Source organism: Mesorhizobium sp. LNHC232B00, from assembly GCF_000502435.1.
Lineage (GTDB): Bacteria > Pseudomonadota > Alphaproteobacteria > Rhizobiales > Rhizobiaceae > Mesorhizobium > Mesorhizobium opportunistum.
Genome location: NZ_AYWP01000011.1, coordinates 110,696 through 132,005 on the forward strand (window position 1 = coordinate 110,696; position 21,310 = coordinate 132,005).

The 21,310-nt window shown below is 60.4% G+C and carries 17 protein-coding genes and 1 pseudogene; 3 read left to right on the forward strand and 15 right to left on the reverse strand.

The window, feature by feature from the left end; genetic code table 11:
* Positions 1-60 precede the first annotated feature (60 nt).
* A complete protein-coding gene (locus X743_RS152805; protein ID WP_023766276.1) occupies positions 61-1,071 on the reverse strand; it encodes a phosphotransferase enzyme family protein in 1,011 nt (336 codons plus the stop codon).
* A gap of 117 nt (positions 1,072-1,188) precedes the next feature.
* Positions 1,189-2,472, reverse strand: coding sequence for an aspartate aminotransferase family protein (locus X743_RS152800; RefSeq protein WP_023766277.1), 1,284 nt, complete (start codon positions 2,470-2,472; stop codon positions 1,189-1,191).
* A gap of 100 nt (positions 2,473-2,572) precedes the next feature.
* On the opposite strand from X743_RS152800, the gene X743_RS152795 reads away from it, so the two are divergent.
* From X743_RS152795 to X743_RS152785, 3 genes are all read left to right on the forward strand, one after another.
* Entirely contained in the window at positions 2,573-3,334 is a 762-nt protein-coding gene (locus tag X743_RS152795) for an SDR family NAD(P)-dependent oxidoreductase (RefSeq protein WP_023766278.1), read from the forward strand.
* Positions 3,335-3,986: 652 nt separating this feature from the next.
* Complete coding sequence (locus X743_RS152790; RefSeq protein ID WP_156934434.1) at positions 3,987-4,835, forward strand: hypothetical protein; 849 nt, start codon at positions 3,987-3,989, stop codon at positions 4,833-4,835.
* A gap of 571 nt (positions 4,836-5,406) precedes the next feature.
* Positions 5,407-6,099, forward strand: coding sequence for a hypothetical protein (locus tag X743_RS152785; RefSeq protein ID WP_156934435.1), 693 nt, complete (start codon positions 5,407-5,409; stop codon positions 6,097-6,099).
* Between the two features lie 841 nt (positions 6,100-6,940).
* Here the strand turns inward: X743_RS152785 and X743_RS152780 are convergent.
* From X743_RS152780 to X743_RS152720, 13 genes and pseudogenes are all read right to left on the reverse strand, one after another.
* Positions 6,941-7,912, reverse strand: coding sequence for an amino acid ABC transporter permease (locus X743_RS152780; protein ID WP_023766282.1), 972 nt, complete (start codon positions 7,910-7,912; stop codon positions 6,941-6,943).
* 19 nt (positions 7,913-7,931) lie between these two features.
* Positions 7,932-9,212, reverse strand: coding sequence for an FAD-binding oxidoreductase (locus X743_RS152775; protein ID WP_023766283.1), 1,281 nt, complete (start codon positions 9,210-9,212; stop codon positions 7,932-7,934).
* Between the two features lie 143 nt (positions 9,213-9,355).
* On the reverse strand, positions 9,356-10,183 hold the full coding sequence (locus X743_RS152770) for a transporter substrate-binding domain-containing protein (protein WP_031257819.1): 828 nt from the start codon (positions 10,181-10,183) through the stop codon (positions 9,356-9,358).
* A gap of 319 nt (positions 10,184-10,502) precedes the next feature.
* The gene (locus X743_RS152765) at positions 10,503-11,921 is read right to left on the reverse strand and encodes an FAD-binding oxidoreductase (protein WP_031257821.1); all 1,419 of its coding nucleotides are present in this window, start codon (positions 11,919-11,921) and stop codon (positions 10,503-10,505) included.
* Between the two features lie 2 nt (positions 11,922-11,923).
* Positions 11,924-12,781, reverse strand: a complete 858-nt coding sequence (locus tag X743_RS152760; RefSeq protein WP_023766286.1) for a PfkB family carbohydrate kinase — start codon at positions 12,779-12,781, stop codon at positions 11,924-11,926.
* Complete coding sequence (locus tag X743_RS152755; RefSeq protein WP_023766287.1) at positions 12,778-13,632, reverse strand: sugar phosphate isomerase/epimerase family protein; 855 nt, start codon at positions 13,630-13,632, stop codon at positions 12,778-12,780. The genes X743_RS152760 and X743_RS152755 overlap by 4 nt, the downstream gene beginning before the upstream one ends.
* Before the next feature lie 21 nt (positions 13,633-13,653).
* On the reverse strand, positions 13,654-14,514 hold the full coding sequence (locus tag X743_RS152750; RefSeq protein WP_023766288.1) for a carbohydrate ABC transporter permease: 861 nt from the start codon (positions 14,512-14,514) through the stop codon (positions 13,654-13,656).
* The gene (locus X743_RS152745) at positions 14,511-15,473 is read right to left on the reverse strand and encodes a sugar ABC transporter permease (RefSeq protein ID WP_031257823.1); all 963 of its coding nucleotides are present in this window, start codon (positions 15,471-15,473) and stop codon (positions 14,511-14,513) included. Before X743_RS152745 ends, X743_RS152750 begins: the two co-directional genes overlap by 4 nt.
* A gap of 7 nt (positions 15,474-15,480) precedes the next feature.
* Positions 15,481-16,803, reverse strand: a complete 1,323-nt coding sequence (locus tag X743_RS152740; protein WP_023766290.1) for an extracellular solute-binding protein — start codon at positions 16,801-16,803, stop codon at positions 15,481-15,483.
* A 28-nt stretch (positions 16,804-16,831) separates the two neighbouring features.
* Positions 16,832-17,845, reverse strand: a complete 1,014-nt coding sequence (locus X743_RS152735) for an SIS domain-containing protein (protein ID WP_023766291.1) — start codon at positions 17,843-17,845, stop codon at positions 16,832-16,834.
* A gap of 186 nt (positions 17,846-18,031) precedes the next feature.
* The gene (locus tag X743_RS152730) at positions 18,032-19,048 is read right to left on the reverse strand and encodes a LacI family DNA-binding transcriptional regulator (protein ID WP_023766292.1); all 1,017 of its coding nucleotides are present in this window, start codon (positions 19,046-19,048) and stop codon (positions 18,032-18,034) included.
* 138 nt (positions 19,049-19,186) lie between these two features.
* Positions 19,187-19,423, reverse strand: a pseudogene (locus tag X743_RS152725) (hypothetical protein); the annotation flags it as partial.
* 722 nt (positions 19,424-20,145) lie between these two features.
* A complete protein-coding gene (locus tag X743_RS152720) occupies positions 20,146-21,006 on the reverse strand; it encodes a YihY/virulence factor BrkB family protein (RefSeq protein ID WP_023766294.1) in 861 nt (286 codons plus the stop codon).
* Positions 21,007-21,310: the final 304 nt, after the last annotated feature.

A 21,310-nucleotide genomic window follows, 5' to 3' on the forward strand; every position in this document is an offset into this window, starting at 1 on the left:
CTATCTTCTTGTTTTGATGCTATTCCCAAGCGAAAGCGCTCATACTTTTCCTGAATTGCTCTAGGAAAATTTGCTCAGATAGGCTTCGCACAGCCCCTCCGTTCCCTCGGAGTATGGCAGGCCCATGGACCTGGCGAGGTCCGTTTCAGCGTGCGAGCCGATCCATGCAACCAGCAACAGGCGGCGCAGCATCACGAAGGTCGGGATCTCGTCCTCGTCCGCCTTGGGCAGGTCAAGCACACGGCGATAGCCGGTCGTCCACGCTTGGATCAGATCGGCTGCCTGCGGCTCGTGCTCGTAGAAAGAGATGGGCGTTGCCGCGTCGTACATAAACCAGCCGAAGCCGCAGTCGTCGAAGTCGATGACCTTGACCGTCTTGCCGTCGATCAAAAGGTTGGCGAGCCGCAGGTCGCAATGGATGAGGCCGAAGCGGTCTTGGCCCTTGCCGAAGGCATCGAGCCTGCGGCCGATCAGCTCCACGGTACGGCCAAACAGTTTGGCTTTCGCGGCGTCGACTCCCATGCCGTCGCGCCAGCGCCCCCAATGAGGTCTTTCCTCACCGAGGCTTGTCTCGAAATCCCACACGTGACGGCTGAACCAGGAAGGGCGCCGCCACTGCCGGGCATGGATATGCATACGGGCCGTCACCTCGCCCAGCACCTCGAAGGGCTCGCCAAGCGCCTCGCCTATGCCCGGCTCCGAACCGGTCTCCCATTGCGACAACACGACATTGCGCGGTCGCGCCAGTCCGGCATGGCCGACAAGCTGGATTTGGTCGCCGTCCTTGCCCGCCACCGGAACGGGTGTGGAGACGATCCCGGTCTGGCGCAGATCCGTAAGCCAGGCCAGTTCGGATTGGATGGCCGCCCTTGAATGGTAGCCGTCGCGATGGATGCGAAGCGCCCAGCGCCGGCCGTCGCGAGCTGCAATCTTGTAAGTCGCGTTCTCCGACAGGTTGATCATCTCGACGGAGACATCCGCCGGCAAGTCGTAGTTGGCGGTGGCCGCCTCCGCCGTCTCCTGCAGGATGCCGAGTTGCTTGTCGTGCGTGAGCGCGTCGAAATCCGTCATTGCCCGTCCTGCCCCATCATTGCACCATCCGCCCCTGCCCAACCCTGGGCGATCCCGGCAAGTCCAGCGGCCAGCCCGCACTGGATGCCTGGCAGTTTCAACCAGGTTCGGGGCATGTCAACTCGCCTTGCCTGCCTGATGCAGCAGCTCGCGGGCGCGTGGCATCGCGGCATCGAAACGATCCATGATGTCCCTGCAGGTTTCGGGATCCAGAAGAACGCCGGGCTTCCATTGCAGCACCCGCTTGTCGAGCGACGAGAAAATCGCCCAGACGCCCTGCTCATAGAGTGCACGCGAGACGAACACGGCGCCCTCCGGATGATTGCTGAACTCCAGGCCGAGGATCACGCCTTTCTGGCGCACCCCGGTGAAGATATCGCCGTGACGAGCCTGCATCTCACGCATGGCCTGCGCCATGAACTCGGTCACGGTGCCGACATTGGCCACCAGTTCAGGCCGCTGCAGCATCTCGATGACCTTGTGAGCAACGACACAGCCGAGTTCCGCCCCGCCGGTGGTCGAGATGTGGGCCGCCCCGTCCTCGTTGAGCCAGCCACCGGCCCTGTCGTCCACCAGCGTCGCGCTGATCGGATAGAGGCCGCCGGACAGGCCCTTTGCCGTCACCATGATATCCGGCTGGACGCCATAGGCCTGCCAGCCCCACATGCTGCCGGTCCGCATCAGGCCGGTCTGGACCTCGTCGGCGATGTACATCACGCCATATTTTTCGCACAGCGCCTTGCAGGCGCCGAGATAGCCGTCCTTCGGCATCGGGAAGCCGTATGTGGCGGGGATCGTCTCCATGATCAGCGCCGCGACGTCTTCGCCCTTCAGCGCCTGCTCCATGGCGTCGATATCGTTGAAGGGCACCTGGATGAACGTCTCCGGCTGGTCGGAAAGAAAGATCTTGGTGAAGCGATCGTCGCCGGTCGCCACCGCGAGCCCCGAATGCCCGTGATAACCCTTGATGATCGACACGATCTTGCGCCGCTTTGTGGCATAGCGAGCGCTCTTGATGGCGATGTCCACCGCCTCCGCGCCGCCCGGCGCGAAGATCGCATATTTCATTCCCGGTGAGACATTGACCAGGGATTCGGCCAGCGCCGTCCGCGCCACGGACGGAAACCAGTGATTGCCGATATCGAAATAATCGAGCGCGCTCTTCAGCGTCTCGACCAGCTCCGGATTGCGGTGACCGAGATTATAGGTGCCGCCATTGAGATGCAGGTCGATCAGGCGGCGGCCCGACATGTCGTAGAGGAAATAGCCTTCCCGCCTGCCGATCACCAGATCGATCCCGGCTTTCTGCCAGAACCTGGTCTTGTCGGGATTCCAGAAACGGATTGCCTTGTCGAAAAAATCCTGCTTCGACTCGAACTTGAAGGGGCCGAAGTCGTACATGCCTGTTTTCCCCAGAGGTTGATCGGCGCGCACCCAAGCTTGGGGGGCTCGTCCCCCGGATGATGCAGGATTACGGGCCGGCGAGAAAGGGGACTGAAAGATGATCCTGAAGGACAGGACCGCGATCGTCACCGGGGCGGGATCGGGCATCGGCAGGGCGGCAGCGCTGATCATCGCGCGCGAGGGTGCGGTGGTCGGCGTGACGGACCGCAGTGCTGACGGCGCGAACGCGACTGTCGACCAGATTGTTGCTGCTGGTGGCCGGGCGAAAGCGCTTGTGTTCGACCTGACCGACGATCAGGCGCTTGAAGCCGGTTTCCGCGATTTCATCGACGCACAAGGCGGCATCGACATCCTGCACAATCATGCCGGCATACAGGTAGAGGGTGACGTGCTCGGTGTGAGCGTCAAAGGCTTCGACACGTCCTGGACACTCAACGTGCGGGCTCACTTCCTCGGTGCCCGCATCGTCATGCCCTTCATGAAAAAGGCTGGTCGCGGGGTGATCCTCAACACGTCGTCGAGCTCCGGCGTGCTCTACGACCGCGAGATGATCGCCTATACGACGACCAAGCACGCGGTGATCGCGATGACGAAGCAGATGGCGGGCGACTATGGCCGGTTCGGCATTCGCGTCAACGCGCTTTGCCCCGGTTGGGTGGATACGCCCTTCAATGCTCCTTACATCGCACAGATGGGAGGCCGGGAAGCCATCGAAGCCTACATCCGCGAAAAAGTGCCGCTTGGCCGTTGGGCAAGCGTCGAGGAAATCGCTGAGGCAGTGCTGTTTCTTGTATCCGACCGGTCCTCGTACATGACGGGCCAGATTCTGGTTATCGATGGCGGAGAGACGGTGATCTAGGCGTGGGCTCGGGAGATTGTCTCGGCAGAATTTTCTACACAAAATCAACATGTTAGCGGATAATTCGCCAGCCCATATCTCTTGCATGATCTCGCCTGGGACAGTGGGCCTGCAAACTTAACGCCAAACCACCCGATTTCGCCCAAAAAAGATGGCGACAGGCCAACAAGGTGTGGCGATGGAGAACGACAATGGTGGGCCCGGAGGGTCAGTTTTTTCTACACATAATCAATACGTTAGCGGATGGTTCGCCAAGCCGTTTCCTTCGTATTCTCTCGTATGGTCTGGCGAACCTAAGGACGATGAGCGCGACTAATTAGAGGCTTTGAGATATCGCCGATGTAGCCGCAGGTCGTCAGGAACTCCCTGGTCGTGAATGACCGAAATGGGGCCGATACCGGACGGTCCGATTTCGAGTCGTTGCCAGCGGAAAGCGGCCATTCTGCAGCCGACCCCTTTGTCGTGGTTCCAGGGACTCGCGTCGAACACGAAACTCGCCATCCCTTTGGCTCCCGTGCGACGGCCGAGAGCAGCATAACGCTTCTTAGCAAAAGATTTCTGTAGCGGACATCCCGCGCTGAGGTATGGCGAGAGAAGCTCGACATTCTGCTGAATATCGTCTTCAAGTAGGCCTCAATTGATGGAGGCGGCGATGGTCGATGAACAAGTTGTGGAGGTCGATATCTCCGATCGAGGCCGGGAAATCGCAGCAAGCTATCTGATAGGGTTTATCGGCTTTCGTGACGACCCCCAAGGCAAGAGAACGGTGTCCCTCGGATCGGGAACTCTTGTTAAGATGGCCGGTGTGAGGGGAGTTTTGACCGCTGCTCACGTCGCGATTGCGCTGATGGACGAAGCGCGTGTCGGGATTGTCACTTTCGGCCCGGGTAAGTTCCAAACCCTAATCTTCAACCCCAACGACGAACACGGAACCTGGATGGTCTCGGATGAGGAGTTCGGGCCTAGCGCAACCGATATCGCCTTCATTCAATTGCCCCAAGACGCGGAGCTTCGGCTGGCGGTCAACCAAGCCTTCTGGGATATGGATGAGAGGATACGCCTCGTGTACGAGAGTGGGAAGTTCCTTGACGATCCAGTTCACATGGTCATGGGCGTTATTGGTGAGATGTCCGAGCACGACCGCTCCAATGAGAAATATGTTGATTCATCGCATACAGCGATGATGCATGTCGGTACCCTCGATTTGAGAGCTGAAGACAACGACTTGATCGTTATTTTCAGGCCTGATTTTGCCGAGGGCATTTCAGCGCCATTGAGCTACGGAGGAACGAGTGGCGGACCGCTCTGGGTAATGTCTCAGCAGGCTTTGCACAAGGTCGCCGGTGCTGCTTGGAGCAAGCTGGACTTTCACATTGTCGGTGTAGCCTTTTACGAAGAGCCAAGTCCTGATGGGCAACTACAGATACTTTGCCAAGGACCCAGAGTGGTCGACTGGCTCTACGAAAGAATCGCAGAAGAGGTCGGATACAAAGTTCCGTGAAGCTTTGTGGAGCATATGAAGCTTGGTCTGGCGAGGCTGGACCGTATGCACCTTGCTAGGCCGCGCAACACGATCATGCCTAGGGAGTCCGCTAGCAGCTTGAGCCTTGGCTGATTCAAGCTCAACGATAGCTTTCCGGCGCCTCATCGAGAGGTTCAAGGTAAATCGAGGAACCGCGGCTGCTCTCCCGCTTGCGATCTTCGCTCCCGACACTGAAGTGTTATCGCATCTTCCAACAATCATGGACTCGCCCCACCACGAATTCGGCTACTGGGCGGCAGTTGCTCATGTCGCCGCGTACCGTGCCGACACAGCTGCCTTCGTCGCTCTCATCGAAGCCATGGTCGCCCGCCCTTGGACAAACGCTGTGGCTATGCCAAGTGGCACTCATCTTCGACCATATCGAGGTCGGCATTGGAAATTCTGGGCGCTTGAGAGAACTACGCCCCGCCGTCCTGTGCCAGTCGAACCGGTCTACATGCATCGTTATTGCCTGCTCTCAACAATCGAGGTCTCTAATGCCATTGCTTGATCCAACGACTGTGCCCGAAAGTGTAGCTCCTCACGACGTGTGAAGAAGACAAATGATGTCATCGACGCTCTTCGCGGCCGATTGGTCAACCAGCTCGAACTGGCGGAGCCCGAGAGCGGCTATCGGACGTCGAACAAAATACGCGTATATTGTCAGACGCTCGTTCGCCGCTGTCTGGAACAAGTGGAGACAGCTGCTTCTTTGTTGGGGAAAGGCCACAATCTGGCAGCACTTATGATCGTTCGGGCCGTCTACGAGAGCGTCGCCAAGTTTCTCAAGTTCGATGGCGACTTAGAAAAACTGACCAGTGAGATCAATACTGACGAGGCTTTGATCAGGGTCGACGACTTTGTTAATGGACACACTTTCGCGACGAAACTTAAGCCATTGATCGAGAAGGCGGCGGGGCACCCTGAGGTGGAAGCCGAAAACATTCTGAAGGCTGTCGACTTCGTGGCCAAGAAGTTAAAAACTTTCCGCGAAGATTATGATCGGTTGAGCGAGTTCACTCATCCAAACTCGTTTGGTACCTTTCATTGGTTCGCTGAGCTTTCCGCAGATGGCAAGTTGGTTAAGTTCGCCAACGTCGACCCGGAACCGAACGAAACCCTCCGATACGTTGTGTCGGGGGCAATGCTGTTGGCGCTGGTTCTGCGTGCCCTCGACGAAATCGAGGCCATGCTTCCGAAACTGAGCGCGGCCGGGGCAAAGTTTTCGCCCGCCAAGAAATGATGCATCCACTCATTACCCCCTCCAACCCAGGCTCTGGAAATAGCCATGGTCGAGTGCTCCCGGCTCTCCAGCAGCGCAGGCAGCTTGGACCATGCCACGTAGTCTAGACGAACAAAGGCAGGCAGGTAGCAGCCGTCAGCGGACCGACAGCTTTTAGGAACGTGCCTTGGCATCCTCAGCGGCCGGAATGAGGCGCAAAGCCGCCGTTCACTCCTCGCGGATGCGTCACCTTTGTGCATGTCAACGCTACCGGCGAGAGCCGTGCTCGGTGAGCAGGCTGTAACGGCGTAGCCAGCAGCAGACCAACTGTGGCTTCTTTGCGCTCGTAGCTCAGCAATTCCCCGATGACGACAAGATGTTAACTCTCGTGCGCAACCGTGGCCTTTCCCGGATACGCCTGTTTTTGCCCCAGCGCTGCGGTGGAACCTGCCTGGCCTATTCCGATGGTGGTGCCGAACTATGCGGCACCCGCCTCGCCCCGGCGAAATCAATTGGACTCAGGCGCAAAGCGGCGCCCCTGACAGCTTCGATGGCAGAAAAACGCAACCCGGCCGTGCGTACGACGAAGCCGAGAACAACTGCGGCTACAGTTAAGGCGCCGATGCAGAAGACCCGCGGGCGCCTCCCGACGCTTGGCCTGCTGCGTCTGACAGCATCGTCGGATCTGAACATGCCGGCGCCCCGCCTTGCGGCGGGCTTCGTGCTATGTCGGATGATTTGCGGCGCGTGATAGATAAGCTAGACTAGAAGTCCCGCTCGATGTCGGTCTCGACCACGCTCGCAGGTTTAGAGCGGGGAAGCTGGGTGATGGAATGCAGTCGCGGTTCACCGAAGACCACGATCAGCGCTTGAGTGAGCGCCCGAACCGGTCCTCGATCCGCGACTGCACGAACTCAAGTCCCATCGAGAGCAGCCAATAGATCATCGAGGCGGTGATGAGCATCTCGATGTGCCGAAACTCGGTCTGGCCCTGTGTGCGTGCGAGATACATGATCTCCCAGACCCCGACCACCGAAACCAGCGAAGAATCCTTCAACATCGCAATGAACTGGTTGCCGGTCGGCGGCACGATGACGCGCATCGCCTGCGGCAGGATGACTAGGAACATCGTCTGGTTAGCGCTAAGGCCGAGTGCCGTAGCACCCTCGGTCTGGCCGCGTGAGATGCTTTCGATGCCGGCACGGAAGATTTCGGTCATGTACGCGCCGTAGCAGAGCGACAGCGCCATGATGCCGGCCGGCACGGCGCCGATGACGTAGCCAATCTGCGGCAGGCCGAGATAGATGATGTAGATTTGCATCAGCAGCGGCAAGCCACGAAATAGAGAGGTATAGAAGGTCGCCAAGCCATAGACCACGCCGTTGCGGGACAGTTTGGCGATCGCGCCGACGAAGGCGATGAGGGTGGCGATGGCGATCGAAATGGCCGAAATGTAGAGCGTCGTCACTACGCCCTTCGAGACGAGGAAGCCGATCTTTTTGGCGATGAACGCGAACGACAGGTCGAAGGAATAGAAAAACAGCATTAACAGCACGAACAGTTCTATCCACACAGCCACGATCTGCTGTTTGCGGCTGAGATACCGCAGCGCGTTCCAGTTCGCCGCCAGGATCGATGCGATCAGCACTGCCGAGACCCCCCGCCCGATCTCAGGGTTGGCGGCCAGCCACTCGACTGCCCCCGGAACAAGCTTGCCGAGCCAACTGGCTTTGATGCCGAGTCCGTACAGGCCGGCGGCGATGGCGGCGAGCACGAAGAACACGCCAACGCGGCGCGCCGCGTCCGGGTGGTTGAGCAACAGTCGGCCGATCACGTCATCGATCTCCCTGTGGTCAGCGGGCGCGCTCGCGCCACCAATCCTGCGCCTGCAGCTTCCAGTAGGTAAGTTGCGCGACCGCAAGTCCGGCCGGGCCGCCCGCCCAGGCAAGCCCAAATGGTGCGAAGAGCCGGTAGCGGGGCGATTCTCCCAGTATGGCTTCGGCGATCAGCTTGCCGGCAATCGCCGTGGTATTGATGCCATGGCCACCAAAAGCCGTGAGGTACCAGACGCCCGGCTGCAACGCGCCGATTTGGGGCATCAGGTGACGGGCATAAGACATGAGCCCGGACCAGGCGAGTTCGGTCTTGAGCTTTTCGAGCTGCGGATAGGTGGTCACCATCTCGCGGCGCAATTGCCTCGCCAACACGCCCGGTGAGGCTGCCCGCGTGGTGATGCGCCCGCCCCAGAGCAGGCGTCTGCCGTCTTCGACAATGCGGTAATAATCGCCAGCGCGACGGTTGTCGCCAACGGCGTCGGTTGTCGTAATCGCCTCGGCGATCATGTCAGGCGCTTCCTCGCTCACCATGACGTAAGTGGCGATCGGCAGGAATGCCCGTTTCAGGCGGCCGACCAGTGGCCCCGTATAGCCGCCGGTGGCAAATACAGCCTGGCGCGCGCGCACGTTGCCACTGCTGGTGCGCACGATCTTTTCCGCGCCGCCAAGATTGGCTTCAATAGCCCCCGATCTTTCGTGAATCCTGCCACCCAGCCGTTCGATCTCGACCGCGACAGCGCGCAGATAGTTGAGCGGATGCATGTGGAAGGCGCTGGGGTCGCGCAAGCCTTGATGGTAGCGCTCGGAATGCAGCACCGCTCGCACCTGTTCGCGCTCGAGATAGTCGAGCCGATAGTTGAAATCCCGCGCCATTTGATCGGCATATCCCTTGAGCGCGGCGCCACCATCGTGGCGAAGCACGCTCAATATACCGGAGCGCGGCTCTGCCGCCTTGATGTCGAGATCACGGATCGTCTGCCGCACGAAATCGACACCTTCGATGGACAGGCGGTGCAGTTTTTGTGCCGCGTCCACGCCAGCCATCGCGGCGATGCTGTCGAGGCCGGTGGCGAAGCCGGGATTGACGAAGCCGCCATTGCGACCGGAAGCGCCGAAGCCGATGCCCTCCGCCTCAAGCACGACAACCTGCTGGCCGGCGCGAGCCAGTTGCAACGCCGTCGTCAGGCCCGCCAGTCCGCCGCCGACAACGACTGTTTCGCACTCGGAAACGCCGCTCAGCGGCGGTCTGATGATGTTGTCGGCAAGCGTGCGTCGGTAATAGGTGTCAGGATATGTCATGATCGGATAATAAGGTGGGGGTGCGAGAGCATTTTGCAGCCAGGCGGAGCCGCCCGGTGTCGTTCAAAATGCGGCTAAAAACTAACGGATGGAGCGGGATGTTCAATTTAGATGCATCCCGCTCACGCTTCGTCCAACCCTACTCAGTCGGCGCTGTAATCCTTGCCGTACCACTTGGTGGTCAGCTTCGTGAGGGTGCCGTCCGTCTTCATCTCGTTGAGAATGCCGCCGATCTTGGTATTCCACTCGGCATCACCTTTTTCCGCGATCACCACCAGTGGCTCACGGAAGGCATAGCCGCCCTCCAGGATACGCAGCGGGTAGCCGTTCTTTATCGCGTTCTGCGCTGTCTGTTCTGGTGCGATGACGGCGTTGAGGCGCACGCCGTCGCCGAGCCTCAAATCATCGAACGGCAGCATTGAATCGGCGAAAGTCCTGATCTCACCGGGCTCCAGTTTGTATTCGATGGGCGGCAGGCCGGGAGCATCGATCTCGAGCTGTCTGCGGATGAAATCCTCCGACGTGGTGGCGGTCTCGACGCCGATGATCTTGCCGTTCAGGTCGGCGACCGATTTGGCCGGGCTGTCCTTGTGAACGACATACACGTAAGGGCTGTAATAATAGACGCCTTCGAAATCGATCACCTTGGCCCGCGCTTTGGTCGGCGTCACTGAGCCGACACCCAGATCGTAGCGCCCTTGCCAATGGCCGCCTGTCATCGTCGCCCAGTCCGGCGTGTCGAAACTGACCTCGACACCGAGGCGTCTTGCGATCTCCTTTGAGACATCAATGTCGAAGCCGACCATCTGATTGCTGTCGTCGAGGAAACTCTGCGGCGGCCAGCCGCTGTTTGTGGCGACCACCATCGCCTTTTTCGAGGTAACCCGGTCCATGGTTTCACCCGCCGACGCCGCAGACGCGAACGCAAGCGTGGTGGTGGCCAACGCCAGCCACGCGATCAATTTCCTCACTTAAACCTCCCTGTTCATCCTCATTCACACAATGCTCCCCAAAGCGCCCTCCCCGTGGGGAAAGAGCTAACTTGAGAGCCACATGAGATCGATCTCATATCAAATTAGGCACACATATCGGCGGGGGGATCAAGCCCTTTTTTTGCGATTGGAAAGAAACCCAGGCCAGCTTCTTTTTTGCCGGCGCGCCGCGCTAACGATCGGAGCTACAGCGACGCATCGGCGGCATTGTCGTGAAGTTTTCGCGACTTGCATCAAGCGCAGGTCGGCCATCGTGTCCCCATCGGCAGCGTCATGGACAAGACGCTTTGGCCGCCGCCTATTTCTTCCGGCGGCCCGGCTTCAGCCCAGCCAGCAGATTGGTGATCCGGTCCACCTTGCGGTTGTCGATCTCGGCTTCGTTCTTGCGGCGCACCGCGCCGCGGACGAGCTTGGCGCCGAGGTAGCGGAATGGCTCGGGCGGCAGCGACATGCGTCGCTCGATGCCAACCAGTCCACTGGCGCTCCACCGATCCCTTCGCTCCAGAACGAGACTGGCCAGGATTCGCCCGCCAATCGGCGTCTGCGCGATGCCGGTTCCGTTGAAGCCCATACCGTAGAAGATGTTGGGATATCCGCGCAGATGATCGAACACCGGAACGTGTTCGGGCACACAGTCGATTGGACCTGACCAGTCATACTCGACCGCCACGCCACGCAGCGACGGATAGACCCGGTGCAGCTCTTGCACATTATCGCGGCCGTGCTGCGGGCTGCGATTGAAGCTGGCGCCGAAATTCCCCCTGAAGGCAACGGTACCGCTGCCGCGACCGAAGACCACCCTGCCCGGGCTGGTGCGTTGATAATACAGTACCTGCGCCTGCGCATCGCAGATCGATGCGCCGTCGCGCCAGCCAATGCTGTCGAGCAGTTCGGGCACGGCCGCGGTGGCGATGACCTCGCTGCCGACGACGTAGAGATGACGTCGCAGTTCCGGCAAAGCGGAGAGCCATGCATTGGCGGCAAGCACGACCTTCTCCGCCTGCACCGTGCCCTGCGCCGTACGCGCCCTGCATATCCTGGCGGGTTCAATGTCGAGGACGGGGCTGCGCTCGTGAATGATCACGCCGCGTGCCAACGCCAGGTCTCGCAATCCGATTGCCAGCTTTGCCGGATGCACGGTGCCGGCATTGGTCTCCACGACGCCGACATAGGAGGCACACGAACCGGTCCTGCGTTCGATCTCCTCGGCCATCATCGGCTTGAAACGGTTTTCTCCGACCGCCGCCGTCATGGCGACGGCCTTGTCCCAGGCGCCTTCCTGGGCAATTGAGCTCGCCGTCCACAACCATCCATCCAGCCGCAGATCCATGTCGATCGTACCGTCTCGTTGCAGAGTTTTCAGTTCCGCGATCGATGCCACCGTGGCAGCGCAGAGCTGCCGCGCCTCTTCCAGGCCGACGACGGCGCTGATCTGATCGAGTTCAGCGAACCATGAGTGGACCTGGCCACCATTGCGCCCCGAAGCCCCAGATCCGCAAAGGTCGGCTTCAAGCACGACGACCCGCGTTTCCGGCGCAAGCTCACGGATACGCAGCGCCGTCCACAAACCGGTATAACCGCCGCCGACGATCAGCACATCGGCGCGCTCATTGCCCTGTAACGGCTCGGTGACCGCGTCGGCGCCGATGTCCTGCAGCCAGAACGAGCGGTCGGAAGGGAGCGCTACCGCCGGCTGGCGCAAACGAAGTGTCGTCACGGTCAGGCTCCGAAGGCGTTGGTGATGAATCCGGCGTATTTGGCTGGCAGCCAGTCCGGTATGGGACGCGGCTTCTGCGGAAACCCGCCGAGATGCGTGCAGGTCCGCGCCGCCGCCAGCGCAGCGGTGTGCAGCGCTTCGGCTGGCCGCATACCTTCGAACCGGAACGAGGTCAGGAATGTCGCGATGAAACTGTCGCCGGCGCCGCATGTGTCAACCACGTCGACGAGCGTGGCCGGCGCATGCACCACACCCTGGCCGTCGTCGAAATAGGAGCCGCGCCGCCCGCAGGTCACGACAACCTGCCTTGCACCAGCGGCCCTGAGCGCGGTGAGCAACGGCTCGACCGGTCGATCGACCTCATCTGGACCGGAGGCGAAGAGCAGCGGCACTCCCTCGAGCGGCAGCGCCAGGTGCGCCGTCGAGACGTCGATGCTGAACGGGACATCATCCGCGACCAATCGGCGAAGGAGGTCCTTGTTGGCGTTGGTGCCGAGATGCACCCAATCAGCGGCGGCGACAACCGCGTAGCGCTCCGGCGTCGGCATGTAGTTTTCACCAACTCCGAAGGATTCGTGGAGAAACTTCCGGTCGCCGGATTCGTCGCGAAGCAAGGTGACGGCCGTGTCGCCGGGTCGCCGTTCGACATCGTCCGGCGACAGGCCAACGCCGGCAAGCCCGGAAAGCACCGCCTCGCCTTCTGGATCCTCGCCGACGGCGCCAAAATACCGTGCCGCCCAGCCATTGTGCCGCCATTGCACCGCCACGTTCAGCGCGTTGCCGCCGACCGTGAGCAGGCCGTTGGTGAGGTAGGCGTCCAGACAATTGTCGCCGACCGCGACCAGCTTCGGCGCAGTCATGCCGGCACCGTTGCGCGATTGAGATAAGGCTCGATAGCGCTGAGGCAGCGGGTCCAGGCACTTATTGGATCCAGTGAGTAGGCGCCGTTGCCAAAGGGCTCGAAGGTGAGCTTTCCCGCATAGCCGAGGCGCGCCAGTTCGCTGACATAGTCGCCGAGCGGCAACGTGCCGTCGCCCCACACCAGATGCCCGCCCGGTGTGCCGTCTACAAGATGGACGTGCGCCAGCCGTGGGCCGAACAGGTCGACATACCCGGCCACGGTGTCCCCGGCGGTGGCCATTGCCACGCAATCCAGCACGATGTCGATGTTGTCCGCGCCCAACGCGTCCAGCATTCGGCGCAGACTTGCCGCATCGTTGACGAGGTTGCTCTCGAAGCGCTGCAAGGGCTCGAGCAGGCAGCGCACACCGACGTGGTCGGCATATCCAGCGATCTCGCCAAGCGCCTCCGCCGAGCGGTCCCAAGCCGGTTTCGCGGCTTCGTCCTCATAGCCTCGGCCGGGCGTCAGGAACAGATAGCGCGCGCCCAGCGCCGCGCAGATGTCGGCGGCGTGGCAGAACCGCTTGATGCTGTCACGGCGCAGATCCGGGTCGCCTGAGGCGATGTTGATCGGATACAGCACCTGCTCAGGAGTGAAGCACCAGGCAGACAGGCCGTTATCGGCTAGCATCCGGCGGACAGAATCGATGCGCGCGTCGGTGGCGTGGAAGAGGTCGAGGTGCTGGGCAATGCCCCATAATTCGATCTCTTTCATGCCGAAGTCGCGGATCAGCTTGATGACCCGATCGAACGGAAAGTGCTGGAAGCTGAAATTGGCTCCGATCAGCTGATGGAATGCAAGCTGCGGCATGAAGGGTCCTTTCGGGAATGGCTACTTGCCGATGCCTTCGGACAGCCCACGAATGAAGTAGCGCTGCGCGGCAAAGAACACGATTACGATGGGCAGGGCCGAGATCGTCATGGCGGCGAACACCACGGCATAGTTAGTCCCGTGCGTTGCCATGATCGACGTGAGGCCGACGGGCAGCGTCTGCACGTCGCTGCCGCTCGTGAAGATCATGGCGAACAGATATTCGTTCCAGGCGAACAGGACATGCAGGATGACGCACGAGATGATGATCGGGCGGCACAATGGCAGGGTGATGCGCCAGAAGATCTGGCCCTCGCTGGCGCCGTCCATCGTCGCCGCCTCGTCGAGATCGCTGGGTAGATCCAGCATGTAGGCGCGGATGAGGAAGGTTGTGAACGGCACCCGGAACGCGGTGTATAGAATGATCAGCGCCCAGTAGGTGTTGTAGAGCCCGAGCGCCTGCAGCATCTTCACCAAGGGAATGATTGCCACGGTGGGACTGAGCATCAACCCGCCTAGCACAATGGCGACGACCAACGGTTTTGCAGGCATCCTGGTCCGGGTCAGTCCGAAAGCGGTCCAGGCGCTGATGAGAACGGTGCATATGGCGGAGGCGACAGTCACCAGGACGGAGACGGTTACATAGCCACGAACGCCCTGGTTCCAGGCCTGCACATAATTGTTCCACGACCAATGGGCAGGCAGGGCGAAGGGATCGCCGAAGATCTGCGCATTGTCCTTGAAGCCGCTAAGCGCCATCCAGATCAGCGGATAGATGACGACGACGCCGAGACAGACGAGGAATGAATAGAGCGATGTCCTGGCAATGACCGACCATAGATTGACATGCCGGGCCCGCCCGACTGCGACCGTCGCACTCATAGCTGCACCCTGCGACGCTTCGTGTACCAGAGCTGTGCCGCGCCGGTGAGCATGGTCAGAACGAAAATGACGGCCGCAATCGCCGCGCCGTAGCCGAAATTGTCCTCGATGAACGCCTTCTGGTAGAGCCATGTGCCCAGCACCTGGCTGCTGTTGCTGGGCCCGCCGGCGGTCATCACCATGACCTCGTTGAAGACCTGGAAAGCGCCGGTGATGGTGACGATGATCATCAGCCCGGTCATTTCCCGGGTCAGTGGAAAGGTGATGCTCCACAAGCGGCGAAGCGGGCCGGCGCCATCAATTGTGGCTGCGTCGAAGAGGTCGCGCGGGATTTTTTGAATGGCGATGGCAAACAGCAGCGTCGAGTAGCCGAAGCCCTGCCATTGACTCATGGCAATGATGGCGTAGATGGCGGTGTGCTCGTTGCCGAGCCAGGGCATAACGAACTGGCTGAGACCGGCGCGGCTCAGAACCGCATCCAGCAGACCGATCTGCGGCTGGTAGATGAAATAGAACAGCAGGCCGGTCACGGTGATCGATATGGCCGAAGGCACGAAGTACACGGCGCGCCACAGACGGCGCCAGCGTTCGCTCCTCAGATCCTCGATGATCGCCGCCAGCAGGAACGCGCCGAAGACCTGGAACACCACGGAGATGATGGCGTAGAGGCAGTTGTTCCAGAGCGCGAGCAGAACGACCGGGTCGTGCAGAAGCCGGTCGTAATTGGCGAGGCCGACATTGGTCACTTCACCGGTATAGATATCCTGATCAGTGGTGCTGACGATAAAGTTGTCAACGATCGGATAATAGACGAACCAGCCGATGAGGATCAGTGCCGCTGCCGCCCATCGAAACGACAACAGGTTGCCGAAGCGCACCCGCAGGCTTCTTGGCCTCTGCGCTCTGGCAGCGCCGTGAACCACGGCGCCGCTCTCTATTGTGTCCGATGTCCTGGCCATGGTCCGCTTATCTGGCTGCGGATGCGGCCTTGCGCACCTCGCCCATCACTTGCTCGGGCGTCATCGAACCGCCCGCCAGTGCCTGCAGGCTGGACAGCCAGACGGCGGCGACGCGCGGCGGATTGGCCGTGTCCAGCCAGGGCATGAGGTACGAGGCCGCGTTGATGTCCTTGAGACCGTCGACCACAGCCGCGCTCATATTCTTTTCCGAGGCGCCGCCGATGGTCGCGCTCGGCTGGCCATAAGGCGGCGCCGACAGGACCTGCGCGTTTTCCTTCGAGGTAACGAACTTCATGAAATCGATCGCCAGCGTGATGTTTTTCGACGCCGCATTGATCATGTAGCCCTCCGGCGCGCCCTCGATCGACTTGAGGTCACCCTTGGCGCCAGCCGGTACGGGCAATCTGAAAAAGCCGAAATCCGCAGGCTTGAGCGCCGTATCCGACGTGGCGGCCTGATCGAACTCGATGATCTCTTGATAGTACATGGCCGACTGCGCGTTGGTGAACGCCTGGAGAGCCGAGGCATAGGATGTGCCGTTGACGCCAGCGCCGTCAGTGCAACGCTCGACAAGCTGACTGAACTGCTTGAGCGCCGCGACATAGCCCGGATCGGTGTATTCAGCGGTGGTCGGATCGAAGTCGCGTTCCAGCGTTGCCTGCGGCACATTGTAGGCGAGCAGCTGGCCCGCAAAGTGGATCGCTGGCCAAGCCTCCTTGTTACCGAACGAAATCGGTGTCGCGCCGGACTTGCGGATGGCGTCGCAACTGGTCAGCAATTCCTCGAAACTGGCCGGCGCCTTGAGGCCGAGCTTGCCGAATAGCTGCTTGTTGTAACCCATGAACTTGGCGTCCTGATAAAGCGGGATGCCATAGAACTTGCCATTGTATTGGAACGCTTTGACGGCCGCGGGAGAAAGCGTCTTGCCCCACTCGGTATCGGGACCGATGACGGCGCTCAGGTCGACGGCGCGATTGCCCCGCACGAAATTGCCGCCCCAACTGCCAGTCCAGGAGAAATAGACATCTGGTAGCGAGTTCGAAGCGACCAGGGTCTTGGTCTTGCCCTTCACGCTGTCGTCGCTCTCCTGGATGAGTTCGACCTTCACGCCCGAATGGAGCTTTTCGTATTGCTGCGCCAGGTTGACGAAGTAAGGCGACAGTTGCTGCAGCCCGAACTTGGTCAGCACCGAGAGTGTGCCGGTGTACTCCACCTTGGCGCTGGGATCGGCCGCGACCGCAGCCGAAGCGGCGGAACTGCCGCTGATCGAAAAACCGAATGATGATACCGCGGCCACTGTAACCGTCACGACTTGCAGCGAACGTTTCATAAGCAGCTCCTTCAAAGGTGAGAGGGGATCAGTATTCAACGCGTTTGTAGTAGCGACGGGTGGTCAGCGGGTGATTGCGCAGCACTTCGAGATGCGCGCTCAGTCGCTCGAGCAGGGTGGCGAGCAGTACCGGCGAGATCATGCCGCGCACCTCTTGGGAGATGCCCGGCAGCTGGACCGAGGCAGCATCCAGCGTACGGACGCGGTCCGTGTAGCGCCTGGCGAAATTCTCGACCCGGTCGGCCAGTGGGCGAAGGCGATCCTCGCCCTTGAACACGAAGACGCTGACGCCCGGCTCGACCAGTTCGAGCGTGCCGTGGAAAAAGTCGGCGGCATGCACTGGGCGGGTCCGGATCCACTGCATCTCTTCAAGGATGCACATGCCGTAATAGTTGGCTTCCGGCCACACCGAGCCGGCGCCGGTAAAGATGTGGTAGGTCTCGTCCTTGATTGTCGCGGCCAGTTCGGCGGCTTTGTCCTCGAAGGCGGCCTTCGCATTGGCAAGAAGGCCGGGAAGAAGCTGAAGTTCCGCGACAGCAGCGTCGAAACTGTCATATTCGTCGCGCTCGGCCAGCAGTGCCAGGACGATCAGCAGCGTCTGCAGGTAGAATGATTCCGATGAGGTGTCGTCTTCGGCGAAGTTCGTGAAATTGTGGTCTGCTTCCTGTGCGATCGGGGTGTCCGAATGGCCGGTGAGCGAGATCGTGCGCACGCCGCGCTTTTTCAGGAAAGCCATGAGTTCGACGCCCTCCTTGGTCGTGCCTGACAGCGAGGGAATGACAACCGCGGCCTTTTTATCGAGGCCGGCCGGCGGATCGAGCACGACCTGTGCCGGATATTCGGCGCTCACCGGGAACGTGGAGTAGCGTTTCGCCAGTTCGATCGCAGGCAGAGTGAGAAGCTGCACACCGCCGGTGCCCATGAAAAACAGCCTCTCGACGCCGTCCGCAAGCAGCGCGCGCATGAGCGTGCGCGCCTCGCCAGCTATGGAAACGGCCCCGCTCTGTATTCTTACGAAGCGTTCCCTATCGAAATTCAACATGTCGTTCTTCCTTGTACTCGCATTCGGCGGAATCCTACCGGGCCGCCAAAATCGAGGCGCCGTCCAGCCAGCCATTGATTAACCGTTAGGTTGTGAGATCGATCTCACATCCAAATAATGGCCATGCTTTTTTGCGGTTGGCAAGCCCCCCGCGAGCAAATGTCTGAAACGGAAGTTCTGTGCCGGTCAGCGCAGGTGTGCGACCGAGCCACGAATGACGAGGCGCGTCGGGAACCGGGTGTGACGCGGCGCAACTTTCTTTCCGGCGAGCCGTTCCAGCAGCAGCTTGGCCGCGAGCGGTCCGATCTCGGAGATGGGCTGGGCTACGACGGTGATCTGCGGATCGGTGAAAGTCGCGAGATTGAAGTCGTCGAAGCCGACCAGTGACACGTCGTTGGGGATTGCGAGCCCCAGTGAGCGCAGGCCGAGAAGGGCGCCTTGGGTCATCATGCTGTCCACCGTGAAAAGCGCTGTAGGACGGTTGCGTCGGCTGAACAGGCGGATGGTGGCTTCGACGGCATGTTCGACCGTGGAGCGCGACACGCTGATCAGCGATTCATCCAGCGCGATGCCATGCGACTGCAGTGAGTTCCGGTATCCGGCAAGACGCTCCTGCGCGGTGAAGATACGGGATTCGTCGCGCAACAGCCCGATCCGTTTGTGACCGTTGGCGACTAGGTAATCCACGGCCTCGCCCGCGCCGCCCTCGTTGTCGACGCCGACGCTGTCGCAGTGCACCTCTTTGACGACGCGGTCGATCAGCACGACCGGTGCGCCGTCACGCACCAGGCGCACGATGTGCTCGCTGTCGGTCGCTGAGGTTGGCGCCAGGATGAAGCCGCGAATGCTCAGTGAGCGCAGACTCTCCAGCAACTCCTTTTCCTGTTCGATATTCTCTTCGCTGCTTGCGATCAGCAGGTTGTGGCGGTGCTTGCGCAATTCTACCTCGATGTCGTGAGCGATGCGCGCGAAGAACGGATTCTGGATGTCGCCGGGCACGAAGCCGACGATCGGCAACTGACCGCTGCGGAGGGCCTGCGCTACGAGATTGGCCCGATAACCCAGTCTTTCAGCCGCCTCCAGCACCCGAAGTGCGGTCTCGTCGCCGACATAACCGTAGCTGTTGAGCGCCCGCGCGGCCGTAGCGCGCGATACATTGGCCGCGGCAGCAACGTCCCTCAAGGTGATCCCCTTCTGCGTCACGGCTACTTGTCCTCCTCCGAACCTGACATTGCTCGGGCGTGTTCCGGCTCGGCGTTGCATTTACCGTTGTGCGGCATATCGGCGAATTCTCAAACTGCCAACACAGCTTGTGCACCCTCTTTCCCCAAAGCGCCTGTGTCATCGATTTTGGAAGACCGGATTTTCGAACTCTGGCCGATCGGCAAATGCCAGGACATCAGCCACAGGCACATGGGGCTTCTGCGGCCCGTTGCCCGTTCGCTGCAGTCCGACGGTCAACAACCCTTCGGCCAGGCCGAAATTCCGGTGCACGGCTTCGGCGTCGAAACCCGATGATCGGCATCGAACCCAGGGCAGCGAGCGAGCCGCATAGATGATCGCCGCGGAGCCTTGCGTCTCCAGTGTCATAAACAACTCCGGTTACAGGAAGCGCGACAATTTGTTGCCCGCCGGCGACCATCCTGAACGGACCGGCAGTTTTCAGGAAAGATGGCAGCCCGCCTGAACGAGAGTGATGAGGCGCATTGCTGCTATTCGGGAGAAGATAAATGCGGTCAGCGAATGGCTGGATCAGCTTCTTGAATCAATTCGGGCGACCCGCTTCGTAACCCTTTGACCAATAACGATTATCTTATTCTCTGAGGGTCGACGTTTTCGACAGAAAATCAATACGTCAGCGGCTGGTTCGCCAACCCATATCTCTCGTATTCTCTCGTATGGTCTGGCGAACCAAAGGACCAAGAAGCCGACTAGTTTTTATCGGAGAGGTGCCCTATCCACAAGGAAGATCAATCAATGCTTTTTACCCAGTAGGCAGGACGGCGAGCGCATTGCTGCGCACGTCCTCCGGCTTTTATGAGCGGCCTGACTGGTGAGGATGAACTGCTCGACGCTCAGACGAACTGGGCTCGGTCGGAAGGACGATCCAAGGGGATCACTAAAGACCCGAATGCCAGCCTTCGTGACTTGGTTGTGACGAGGAATTAGATGTTTGATCTTGGCGAAGGCCTGCTCGATCGGATGAAGGGCGGTCATCGTTGCGCTCCCGCAGCCACCGCAGGGCGACAACGCCCCGCCGAATTGGACTCTGCCTCTGCGCGAAATGCGACAGAGGACTGTCAGCCGATGCGTTCTGGTCGGACCTGCTGCCGTGTCGAATAGGCGCGCGTGAATTCGGCCCCGAGCAGGAAAATTTCCGACGAGTAGTAAACCCAAAGGAGGATCACGAGCAGGCCACCGGCGGCACCATATGAGGATGCCACTGCGCTGGTACCGATATACCAGCCGATAAGGGATTTTCCGAGCGTGAACAGAGCCGCGGTCACAACGGCCCCAACCCGGACATTGCGCCATTCGAGGGTTCGGTCGGGCAGAACCTTGTAGATGGCGGCGAACATCACCGAGATCAGGACGAAGGAGACGACCGCGTTGATCACACCAAGGACGATTTTGCCGAATGGCAGATGCGCGTTGATGATGTTTCCCACGGCCGATATCGCTGCGCTCGCAACCAGAGAGACGAGCAACATGAAGCCGAGCGCGGCCACCAAGCCGAGGCTTGCGGCACGGGCGCGGACCAGGCGTGATAACGAACTTCCCTGAGGTTTAATCTTCCATATCGTATTCAGCGATTGCTGCATTTCGCCAAAGACTCCCGACGCAGCCACCAACAAGGTGACTATTCCGATCACCGCAGCCCAGCTTCCGGAGAACCGGCTTGACGCGCTCTGCAGCGCGGCTTGGAGGATATTTGCGCTCTGAGGGCCCATCAGGCCCGAAATCTGAGCGGATAAAGCTAATTGTGCAGCGTCGTGACCGAAAACAAAGCCTGCGATGGCGACGACGATCAGCAAAATTGGCGCCAGAGAAGTGGTGGCATAGAAAGCCATTGCCGCGCCATGACTGAGAGCATTGTCGTTGATGAACCCGACCACGCTTTCTTTCACCAGACACCAGACAGTCATGAGCAAGCTGCCCATTTTTGGCATCCCTTGCATTTGCAACGGCATCCGTCACCAATGTCCCAGCATCCGCGATGTTCCAACATCGCGCGCGCGATTGGCTTTGGAATGCTTGCTGTGCAGTTGGTTGGACACTGGTGAGACATTGCGGATGCCGAGGCGCCGTTCCCTAAAGACCGCACGTCGTTGCGCCGCTCTTGGAGTTTGGCGCGAAAGAGTGGCAGAGCAGTTCCGCTTGGCTAAAGGAGCCAAAAGCCCTCTAGATCGGCCCGGACGAGCGCGAGTCGAGCGAACCATGCCCGAAACATCCGACGCTCGATGC